At 73.7% G+C, this 3652-nt stretch carries 3 protein-coding genes; 1 reads left to right on the top strand and 2 read right to left on the bottom strand.

All coding sequences use genetic code 11. The annotated features are described in order from the left end of the window. Window positions 1-31 precede the first annotated feature (31 nt). Complete coding sequence (locus ACFRCR_RS17695) at window positions 32-916, bottom strand: ABC transporter permease (RefSeq protein WP_377679390.1); 885 nt, start codon at window positions 914-916, stop codon at window positions 32-34. Then, a complete protein-coding gene (locus ACFRCR_RS17690) occupies window positions 913-1965 on the bottom strand; it encodes an ATP-binding cassette domain-containing protein (RefSeq protein ID WP_377679388.1) in 1053 nt (350 codons plus the stop codon). Before ACFRCR_RS17690 ends, ACFRCR_RS17695 begins: the two co-directional genes overlap by 4 nt. An 85-nt stretch (window positions 1966-2050) precedes the next feature. Between ACFRCR_RS17690 and ACFRCR_RS17685 the strand changes: the two genes are divergently transcribed. Beyond that, entirely contained in the window at window positions 2051-3205 is a 1155-nt protein-coding gene (locus tag ACFRCR_RS17685; RefSeq protein WP_377679386.1) for a helix-turn-helix transcriptional regulator, read from the top strand. The last annotated feature ends 447 nt before the right edge of the window (window positions 3206-3652 follow it).

The raw sequence follows: 3652 nt of genomic DNA, 5'->3' as shown, positions 1-3652 counted from the left end.
GCAGCGCGTCACCCCTTCGTGCGTCCGCCGGTCAGTCCGTGCTGCGCACCATGGTCCGGATCCCCACGGCCAGCCCGACGGCGGCGGTCACCAGCGCGGCGACCCAGCCCCAGGCGGCGGCCGACGAGGTCAGGTCGCCCGCGAAGAGCGAGCGCTCGGCGTCGACCAGGTAGGTCAGGGGGTTGAGGTGGGCCGCGGCCCGCATCCACGACGGGCCGGTCTCGAGGGGCAGCAGCATGCCGGACAGGATCATGAGCGGGAAGAGCAGCGTCTGCTGCACGAGCCAGAACATCCACTCCTGCTTGCGGACCGCGAGGGCCAGGGCGTAGCTGAGCGATCCGACCCCGACGCCGAAGATCGCGAGCATGAGCAGCCCGAGCACCGCGCCCACGGGGTAGAGCTCGAACCCGAACGGCAGCATCACGAGCACGACCACGACGGACTGCGCAGCGATCGGCACCATCTCCTTGAGGGCACGCCCCACGAGCAGCGACGGCCGGGACAGGGGCGAGACGAGCATGCGCTCGTGCGCGCCGGTGTTGAGCTCCTGCTGGAGGTTGGCGCCCGTGGTCGAGGTGCCGAAGAGCGTCGTCATCACGAGGATCGACGGCACGAACCACTGCCAGACGCTGCCTCCGAGCGTCCCGGCCGCGCCGCCGTCCTGCCCGCTGAGCGTGCCGACGAGCAGGGGGCCGAACAGTGCGAGGAACACGAGCGGCTGCACGAGACCGAACACGACCGAGAACGGGTCGTGGAGCAGCGGGCGCAGCTCGCGGACCAGGACGATCGAGGTGTCGCGGGCGAGGTGCGCGAGCCGCCCGCGGGGGCGGACGCCGGGGCGTCCTGCCGCGCCGGCACCGCGCTGAGTGCGTGCGGGAGAAGGGCCGTGCCCCGTGGTGGTGTCGACGGTGCTCATGCTGCGTCCTTCCCGGAGAGCGTCGCGCTCTCGGTGGTTCGTGCGGAGGGTGAGGTCGCGCCGGGGACGTCCGGCGTCCCCGTCTCGCGCAGGCTGCGCCCGGTCAGGGCGAGGAACACGTCGTCGAGCGTGGGGCGGTGGACCTGGGCCGTGGCGACGACGACGCCCCCGTGGTCGGCCGCGCGCAGCAGGGCCGGGAGGAGCGCGGGCCCGTCCGCGGCGCGGGCCGTGACCTGGGTGCCGACCGTCTCGACCTCCCGGACCCCGTCCGCGCGGGAGACGAGCTGCGCGAGCCGAGCGCCGTCGTCGGGCGTCGTGGCGTCGAGGACCACGCGGTCTCCGGCGAGGTTCGTCTTGAGCGCCTCCGCGGTGTCGTCGGCGATGACCTCGCCGTGGTCGACGACGACGACACGCTCGGCCATGGTGTCGGCCTCGTCGAGGTAGTGCGTGGTCAGGACGATCGTCATGGGATCTCCCGTGGTGGCGAGCGCGTCGGTCCGCATGCGCAGGACGTGCTCCCACAGGTTGGCGCGGTTGTGCGGGTCGAGCCCGGTCGAGGGCTCGTCGAGGAACAGGAGCGAGGGCGAGTGGACCAGGCCCATCGCGACGTCGAGGCGGCGACGCTGCCCGCCCGAGAGGTCGGCGACCTTGCGCGTGCGCAGCGCGGTCAGGTCGAGCGCCTCGAACAGCTCGTCGGCGCGGCGGCGCGCGGCCCGGCGGTCGAGGCCGTACACGACGCCCTGCGTCACGAGCTCGTCGACGGCCCGCTGGTTGTGGCCCGCGGCGTTGCCCTGCCCGACGTACCCGATGTGGTGACGGACCTGCGCGGGGTGCGCGACGACGTCGTACCCCGCGACGGTCGCGCTGCCCGAGGTGGGCGCGATGAGCGTCGTGAGCATGCGCAGGGTCGTGGTCTTGCCGGCCCCGTTGGGGCCCAGGACGGCGACGAGCTCGCCCGGCTCGATGTCGAGCGAGATGCCGCGCACGGCGTGCACGGTCTCGTGGCGGCTCACGACGAAGTCCTTCGTGAGGGAGCGGGTGTGGATCACGGTGTCCTCCAGGAGTGGGTGATGACCCCACCCTGGTGGAGGTAGCGGTCAGCTTCTGTCCGCTATCTCGTGCGACGCTGGGACCATGCTCGAGACCTCGGCCCGGCTCCTCGCCCTGCTCTCCCTGCTCCAGGCCCGCCGCGACTGGCCGGGGGAGGCGCTCGCCGAGCGCCTGCGCGTCAGCCCGCGCACGGTGCGGCGCGACGTCGACCGCCTGCGTGAGCTCGGCTACCCGGTCCGCGCGACCAAGGGGCCCGACGGCGGGTACCGCCTCGACGCCGGTGCCGACCTCCCGCCCCTGCTGTTCGACGACGAGCAGGCCGTCGCGGTCGCCGTCGCCCTCCAGACCTCCCAGGTGGGCGGGCTGGAGGAACCGGCGCAGCGGGCGCTCGCGACGATCCGCCAGGTCATGCCCGCGCGGCTGCGGGGTCGGATCGACGCGCTCGAGGTGACCGTGGTGCGGTCGTCCGCGCAGGCCGCGCGGCCCGACGTCGACCCGGCCGTGCTGGTCGCGGTGGGCAGCGCCGTGCGGGCGCGCGAGGTGCTGCGCTTCGACTACGACGGCGGGACCGCGCCGCTGCTCGGCTCGGGCGACGCGGCCTTCCGGCCCCCGCGCCGCGCCGAGCCGCACCACCTCGTGACGTGGGGCGGGCGCTGGTACCTCGTCGCGTGGGACCTCGAGCGCCAGGACTGGCGCACGTTCCGCGTCGACCGGATGACCCCGCGGACGCCCACGGGGCCGCGGTTCGCGCCGCGGGAGCTGCCGGCGGTGCCGACGGGCCGTGGGGGCGCCGGTGGAGGAGCGGCCGGGCCGTCGCGGGGTGACGGACCGGCGGGCGGTGGTGCGGACGGGGCGCCGGGTCCGCGTCCGGCCGGGGGAGAGGGCGCAGGGCGGGGGCGGCGCACCCGTGTGCCGGGCACCGTGCCCGACGTCGCCGCGTACGTCGCGCACCAGTTCTCCCGTCCGCGGTGGCCCGCCGAGGGAGAGGTCGTCCTGCACGCCCGGGCGGACGACCTCGCGCCGTGGGTGGGGGACCAAGGACTGATCGAGCCGCTCGGTCCCGACCGGTCCCGGCTCGTCGCCGGGTCGTGGTCGTGGCGCGGGCTTGCCGCGTGGGTCGGCATGTTCGACGTCCCGTTCGAGGTCGTCCGGCCGGCCGAGCTGCGCACCGCGGTCCGCGAGATGGGGGAGCGGTACCGGGGGGCCGTCGGCGGCCCGGACGGTGGCGCGGGTCAATGATCTGGGGGTGGCGCGGGTCGGTGACCTGGTCGTGGCGCGGAGGCGGCGGCCTGTCGGTGAAATCGCGACGTGGCGATGCGAGGTGGTGACGTGCTCGATGGCCCGGCTCGGTGACCGGGGTCACGCGGGACCGGGTTGACCAGAGCGTTCACCTCCCCGTAATGTTCTCGAAGTCAGCCCGGCAGGGAGAGACAGACACCACTGCGAAGCTCCTCGGAGCCGCCGCGAAGTGGCTGTTGCCCCGGACTGAAATCCGACATCTTGCTCTGGATGCCTCGCGCCTCCAGAGCCTGACGGCGGGGATCGACCTCCGAGTTTGACCCGGTTCGCCGGGTTTGAAACGAAGAAGCCGGTCTGGTAGGTTAGAGAAGTTGCCCCGAGTGAAGGCCCCTGGTGGGTTGGAGTCGGTGCGTGTCGGTTGCTTGAGAACTCAACAGTGTGCTTGAT

Origin of the sequence: Oerskovia sp. NPDC056781 (assembly GCF_042789955.1) — a bacterium.
GTDB classification, from domain to species: Bacteria; Actinomycetota; Actinomycetes; order Actinomycetales; family Cellulomonadaceae; genus Oerskovia; species Oerskovia rustica.
The sequence above is the reverse complement of the archived record's forward strand: the minus strand, read 5'-3'. Positions and strand labels throughout refer to the sequence as shown.